We start from the raw sequence: 6,431 nt of genomic DNA on the forward strand, positions 1-6,431 counted from the left end.
TCATTCATGTTAACTTTTGTTCCGAAATTTTGCTGCTGTGTAACAAGGATTTAAAGCAGCAGAAGAATCTCGTACAGCATATTAGTTATTATGGAATTTTCTTATGTACAACTCTCCCTTTGGAAAAGCCTTCAAAGTTCATCCTTTAGCCCTTTCTATCGCTTTAGCAGCTCCATCTATTGTTTATGCGGAACAGGCAACGGAAACAACAACATTAGCGACGATAAAAGTACAAGCAGAAAAGAAAAATCCAGCTGTCACAGAAGGTTCTGAAAGTTACACAGCAAAAAGCACCAGTACATCAACAAAACTAAATTTATCTCTTCGTGATACTCCACAATCGGTTAAGGTTTTTACTCGAGAGTATCTAGATGATCGCAATATTAATTCCTTTCAAGATTTAACGAATAACATTACAGGGGTCTCAACATCTCGTACCGATGAACGCCAATCTGTATTCGCACGTGGTTTTCAGGTCGATTACTATTTAATAGATGGTATGCCAAGTACGACCAATTTGGGTACGGGAGATCTTGATTTAGATATTTATGACCGTGTTGAAGTCGTTAAAGGATCAAGTGGCTTAATGACAGGGGCTGGTAACCCTGCAATGGCATTAAATATGGTCCGCAAACATGCAAATGCTAAAGAACTTACAGGTAATCTCAGTACGTCGTTGGGCTCATGGAATGAATGGAGTAGCTCGGCTGATGTTTCTGCTCCACTTAACGCAGATGGTTCATTACGTGGACGTGTGTATGTAAAACATTCTGACGAAAAATCTTTTATGGATTTTTATGAGAAAGAACGAAATGTATTTTACGGTGCTGTAGATTATGACTTGAGTGACAAAACAAGCATGTCATTAGGCGCAACGTATCAGGAGTTAAATCGTGATGGTATCCGTTGGGGTGGTACACCTGCATTTTATACCGATGGAACTCGAACCAATTTTTCCAGAAGCCTAACTGTAACTGCACCTTGGACTTACTGGAATGTTAATACATCAGCTGTATTTGCTAATTTAAAGCAAAATTTATTCAATGACGTTAATTTCAATATTGCTTATACCTTCCGCAAAGAAGATACCGATACTATGCTGTTATATACAGGTGGAAGAGTAGATAAAGCGACAAATACCAGTCCATTAAAAAATGCAGATGGCAAGACTGATAACGTTTCAGTGTATGGCTCGGAAGCGCGAAATGAAGAGAACAATATCGATGTTTTCATCAATGCACCATTCAAAGTCTTTAACCGTCCGCAAGAGATCATTATTGGTGGTTCCTGGAACAAAAATGAGAAGACTAAGGACATTTTTGGTGGATCGAATGCGAAAAGTGAGGTTGAAAAATATTTAGGTGGGCCACTTAATTACAATGATATGGCACAAGAACTTCTCAGACCTGTTGTCTTAGATGGCAAAAATGCATTGAATGAAACGACGCAAACAGCAGCTTATGTCGCGGGTAAATTCCAAATTCTTGATCCATTAAAAATCATTGCTGGTGCTCGCTTATCTAACTGGGAATATAAATCAGAAAACGGTGTTGGTGATCGCGAATTTAATAATGAGTTTACGCCGTATATTGGCGCAATCTACGATTTCGCGCGTGATCACTCAGTGTATGCGAGCTATACAGAGATATTTAAGCCACAAAGCCGTAAAGACGTAAATGATCAATATCTAGATCCAAGTTACGGTAATAACTATGAAACTGGTATTAAAAGTGAATGGTTTGGTGGACACTTAAATACAGCATTATCAATATTCCGCATTGAGCAGACTAACTTCGCCGAAGCAATACCAGGAGAATTCGTAATTCGTAATGGGGTGCGAACAACCGAGCAAGCATATCGCGGTGTAGATGGTGTTGTCAGCAAAGGCTTTGAATTTGAAGCTGATGGCGAAATCAACGAAAACTGGGGTATCAACTTCGGGATTGCTAACTTTGAAGCAAAAGATGCGAAAGGTGTAAAGGTTAATACTACAAACTCTAGAACTACGTCTAACTTATTTGTGAAGTATAAGTTAGACCAGTGGAGCGCAGGTGTAGGTTTAAACTATAAGAGTAAATACTATACTGGAACAGGTAGCACTCGTATTGATCAGGACGCCTATGTTCTCGCGAGTGCAATGCTGGCCTATCAGGTCGATAAAAATATTAAACTTCAATTGAACGTCGATAATATATTTGATGAAAAGTATTACGAAGGGATTGGTGCAAACTCAATGAACTGGGGCACACCACGTAGCGCAACAGTGAGTGTACGTTATAACTTCTAAGGCTTGAGCCCAGTTGAATTGGGTCCTTTCCCAAGGGCTCAATTCAACAATGAAGAAGAAATTTCAACAGTTTTATCTCAAATAAAAACCAAGCATGACAGCAAACATACCAGGGAGCATACATAAAAAGCTCATCGCTTTACCTTCTTGTGTGTTTCTGATGTGTTTATGAAATATATTTGGATCAAAAATCAATCCAAAGATAGCTAAGATGAATCCAATAATTATTAAAAAAGCCGACATATGTTGTTATCCGTTTAGATACTTTCTTATCAAAATTAGTTATTTATAGCTGATAATTCTTCCTAATTGCTGAAAAAGTTAAATGCGAAAGATTAGCAAGGGGCTGCTGACCAATTCCCACAACGGAATCGAAGAGGCGGCAAAGTTATGAAAGGTCTAATGCGTCACCGTGCTTCTGAACGAGAGCTTTTCTTAAAAAAGTAATTTATCACTACAAGCGCTCAGTGATATCCATCATATTTAGCGCCTGTATTTTTGTTCTTTTATCTGGTTGCACAGCTTATATAATCAACAATAATTTCATGTTGGGATATGTGTAAAGAACTTTAGTTGATAGCTTTGAGCTCTTTTAATAATGTATTTATATTTTTATCTTCTAACTCAATAAATATTTTAATAATTTCTTCAAGAGATAACTCCAAATGACTAACAAATGAGGGTAGAGATATAGGAGATTCTTGAAGGTTGAAAATTTTTATTTTCAACTCTGAAACTTGAGCTTTGTAATCATTATAGTATGGCTTTTCCGCTACAACAGAGTATTTTCTTAAAGATTCAAAGTACGTGCCAAGGTCAAAATTAGCTGCATTTAATTCTGATAGAATTTCTCTTAAGTCTTTATCTAGATTGTTAAAATCATTTTCATGAAGTTCATATATTTTATCAAATTTAAGTTTGAAAAAATAAAAACCCTCCTTAACTTTTGCTAAAGAATTATCTGCACGAACAAAATTTTGGATAACCTCCAAAGCTAATTCTTTCTCTACAGTTTTATTATATTGATGTTTCCACCCGTAAAAAATAAATATGGCAACAAATCCACTAAAGAATGCGCCTATACCGCTAAGTAAAGAGCCAAAAGCAGAGATGTCCGCAACATTTGCACCTTTGAAGATAGATAAAGTCCCATAAACAAGCATACTCACTGAGTATAGAACTATAGCTAATAAAACTAAAAAATAAGGAGAGTTGATTTTCATAATATTTGAGAATTAATGATTTTTGAAATAATGCAAAATTACTTATTTACAGTCAATAACCTATTCTAAATAAAATGATTTTTACTTAACTTTCCCTAACTAATTGGTTATTCCCAATCTTCTGATGTACGCGCTCTAATCCTTCGGAATCTCCTCATCCCTCGGCTTTCTCACATCCTTAATAAATCGTTTTTCCTTGGCTCCATACTTTTTAAAGTTCTCACGGGCTTGGTTTAGTGAAGGTACATTTGCACCGCCAGCGTAATCATGGTCTTCTGCTTGTACAGGATCATCCTCCCAGAAGCATACAGAGCAGATAATATAATCGCCGTTAGAGGGTTCATCTCTGGTTAAGTAGCCACAGCATAAGCAAGGGTAGAGCATTAATAAAATTGACCTTTTAAAAAATAATAATATACTTTAGTTTTTAATTTCATATATTTATAGAAATGAATAGAAGCACAAATTTTATTAAAGATCGCGAAGAAGAAATTACTGTACCGTTCCAAGGCGATTTATGGGGGCGTGAGAAACTAGGTGAAAGGTTAACTGACTTCGTTTCTAACTTGCAATGTGGGGCAACAATTGCTTTAGATGCCGAATGGGGAGCAGGTAAAACATGGTTTGTAAAAAATTGGAAAGCAGATTTAGAAGAGAAAGGTCATAAAGTTATCTATATTGATGCTTTTGCACATGACTTTATGGAGGATCCATTTTTAATTCTATCTATGGAAATTCTGAATACGGTTGAAGCTGACACAACAGTTGTAACAAGGTTTAAAGATCAATTTATTAAGGCTTACCATGCTGTGTTGCCCAATTTACCAATGCTTATCTGGTCGTTAGCAATGACAGTGATGGGGGCAGGATATTTAGGTAAGATGGCTCAGGATACTTTTGCAACAGCTAAGGAAGCTGCTGGAGAGGTTGGTGAAAAGGCAGGGGAATTATTAGAAGAAGGTTTAAAGGAACACCTTACAGGATTAGTTGAAGATTATAATACTAATAAAAATGAGCTAAAGTATTTTCAAGAGGCGCTGGCTAATCTAGTTAAAGACTTAGATACACCTCTAGTATTTATTGTGGATGAGCTGGATCGTTGTAAGCCTGAATTTTCAATTAAGTTGATTGAAAGAATCAAACATTTCTTTGATATTCCTAATATTGTATTTATACTATCAACAATTAAGAATCAATTAGAGGAATCAATAAATAGCTTTTATGGCTTTAAATCTGCAAATATTTATTTAGAAAAATTTATTGATTTAAATTTTAAGTTTCCTAAGCGTGATCATGATGGCTATAAAGAAGTTATTCTAAATTATACTCAAAAATTTAATTTAAGAATGAATAATAGTGACATATTGTTGTTATCAAAAATATTTAATCTAAATTCAAGAGATTTAATTAGAGTTTTACAGAAAATGGCTTTATTAAATAATTCTCATGCTCAGGTTGCCTCAAATATAGCATTCATCTTTTTAGCTATGGATCAGAAGTCTTTAAAGCCTAGCTGTATGACTGATAAGTATTTTTTTGATAAATTTTTGGAATTATTAAGAGAGTATGTGCTGAATACACCTTCATTTGGACAAAACTCTTATGATTTTGATAACTTAGATAAATTTGCGCATGAGTATGGAAAGAGTATGAGTACGGTAGGGTACAATTCAGGGTTACCTCTTTTATTGAAAATTTATTATGTTTTATACACTAATGATCCATTAAATACTCAAGATGAGCAATTTAAAAATTATAAGCAAGATTTATTTGCGCCATTTAGTTTTAATGAGAAGAGTATTGTGAAAAGTTGGGATAATTATATAAATTTTGGGTTTATAGTAACCTAAAATTCTAATCTCTAGCATTACAATCAAAGCCGAAGAAATTTGGCCTTGACTAAAACTATTCTTTATAACTAAAAAGTGAGAGTAAAAATGACCAACTTAGTAGACGAATTCAATGAGGCAATGCGTCAGATTTATGATAAATCTAAAGAATTAACACCTCCTTATAGACCCACTCGATTTAAAAAAATGGTGGATGAGCGTGGAGGAAAGCAAGTAGCAGATGAACTATTAAGCTCTCCAAATCAGATACATGATGGGCTTGTAGAATTAAGTTTGCGTGGAAAAGACGCATTGAAATTAACAGTCGAATATCTAGTACTTAAGCCAGAGTTTGAAGAGTTATTTACTCCTGAGCAAAAAGAAGTAGCTAGAAAGCGGTTGTTGGAGCTAGAAGTTGAGCTACCTTAATAAAATGAATAAACTAGAACTAAATGATGTACTAACTTATATACCAATAATAACTATCATTCCACTGATTATAGGAGTTTTTTATAAGATTGGTTATCTACTAGCTTTTGACCTCCAGTTTTTAATTAGTTCTTTTAGTTATACTGAATTAGCACTGAGTTCATATTCTTCAATTTTATTTGCATTGGTTTCATTATATGGGTATTCAATAATGAAATTTAATGTTTTGGAGGGAATATCTTGGAAGCTAATAGCGTTTACTAATTTAATATTCATTGGTACTCACTATCTACCGATATTCAATATGACATTCTTTGATTTAATTCTAAAATTAATCTTTTTGAATACATTGGTGTTTTTTAATATTACTAAGAGTTTAGTAGTAAAGTCTGTATGTGTCTTTATGGTATTGGTGGTTGCGCCTGCTGTTAATGGTATTAGTAAAAATTTTGAATTTCCAACTAAAACTTCAAATAAGATAGTACTTAAAGATGATTCAACAGAATGGTATCTAGTCGAGAAAGTATCAGACACCCTGGTTTTAGTTGATAAAACCACTTTGGCTAGTAGAGACTATAGATACAAATTTGTAGAGCTTAAGGATGTAGAGCAAATGGAAAGTAAGTTATGGAAGAATCTAAATAAAGCACCTTAAGGTGCTTT

At 34.4% G+C, this 6,431-nt stretch carries 6 protein-coding genes; 4 read left to right on the forward strand and 2 right to left on the reverse strand.

Features of this window, described 5'->3' with window-relative positions:
- The first annotated feature begins 103 nt into the window (after nucleotides 1-103).
- On the forward strand, nucleotides 104-2,287 hold the full coding sequence (locus A9Z07_RS16990) for a TonB-dependent siderophore receptor (RefSeq protein WP_069579947.1): 2,184 nt from the start codon (nucleotides 104-106) through the stop codon (nucleotides 2,285-2,287).
- Nucleotides 2,288-2,856: 569 nt separating this feature from the next.
- Here A9Z07_RS16990 and A9Z07_RS17970 read toward each other — a convergent pair.
- Both A9Z07_RS17970 and A9Z07_RS17000 read right to left on the reverse strand, forming a co-directional pair.
- Nucleotides 2,857-3,510, reverse strand: coding sequence for a hypothetical protein (locus A9Z07_RS17970; RefSeq protein WP_205634342.1), 654 nt, complete (start codon nucleotides 3,508-3,510; stop codon nucleotides 2,857-2,859).
- 135 nt (nucleotides 3,511-3,645) lie between these two features.
- The gene (locus A9Z07_RS17000) at nucleotides 3,646-3,894 is read right to left on the reverse strand and encodes a CPCC family cysteine-rich protein (RefSeq protein ID WP_069579949.1); all 249 of its coding nucleotides are present in this window, start codon (nucleotides 3,892-3,894) and stop codon (nucleotides 3,646-3,648) included.
- Nucleotides 3,895-3,959: 65 nt separating this feature from the next.
- Here A9Z07_RS17000 and A9Z07_RS17005 point away from each other — a divergent pair, with 65 nt between their 5' ends.
- The 3 genes from A9Z07_RS17005 (at nucleotide 3,960) to A9Z07_RS17015 (ending at nucleotide 6,423) form a co-directional block, all read left to right on the forward strand.
- Nucleotides 3,960-5,360: a P-loop NTPase fold protein gene (locus tag A9Z07_RS17005; RefSeq protein ID WP_069579950.1), complete on the forward strand. Its 1,401-nt coding sequence runs from the start codon at nucleotides 3,960-3,962 to the stop codon at nucleotides 5,358-5,360.
- Between the two features lie 87 nt (nucleotides 5,361-5,447).
- Entirely contained in the window at nucleotides 5,448-5,768 is a 321-nt protein-coding gene (locus A9Z07_RS17010; protein WP_069579951.1) for a hypothetical protein, read from the forward strand.
- Entirely contained in the window at nucleotides 5,755-6,423 is a 669-nt protein-coding gene (locus A9Z07_RS17015) for a hypothetical protein (RefSeq protein WP_139126653.1), read from the forward strand. Before A9Z07_RS17010 ends, A9Z07_RS17015 begins: the two co-directional genes overlap by 14 nt.
- The last annotated feature ends 8 nt before the right edge of the window (nucleotides 6,424-6,431 follow it).

It is taken from the genome of Acinetobacter sp. YK3 (genome assembly GCF_001729365.1).
Classification (GTDB): domain Bacteria; phylum Pseudomonadota; class Gammaproteobacteria; order Pseudomonadales; family Moraxellaceae; genus Acinetobacter; species Acinetobacter vivianii.

Bases quoted from the DNA above. Each gene is read 5' to 3' on its own strand.
- A9Z07_RS16990 (WP_069579947.1), top strand. From the start codon at position 104: ATGTACAACTCTCCCTTTGGAAAAGCCTTCAAAGTTCATCCTTTAGCC.
- A9Z07_RS17970 (WP_205634342.1), bottom strand. From the start codon at position 3,510: ATGAAAATCAACTCTCCTTATTTTTTAGTTTTATTAGCTATAGTTCTA.
- A9Z07_RS17010 (WP_069579951.1), top strand. From the start codon at position 5,448: ATGACCAACTTAGTAGACGAATTCAATGAGGCAATGCGTCAGATTTAT.
- A9Z07_RS17000 (WP_069579949.1), bottom strand. From the start codon at position 3,894: ATGCTCTACCCTTGCTTATGCTGTGGCTACTTAACCAGAGATGAACCC.
- A9Z07_RS17005 (WP_069579950.1), top strand. From the start codon at position 3,960: ATGAATAGAAGCACAAATTTTATTAAAGATCGCGAAGAAGAAATTACT.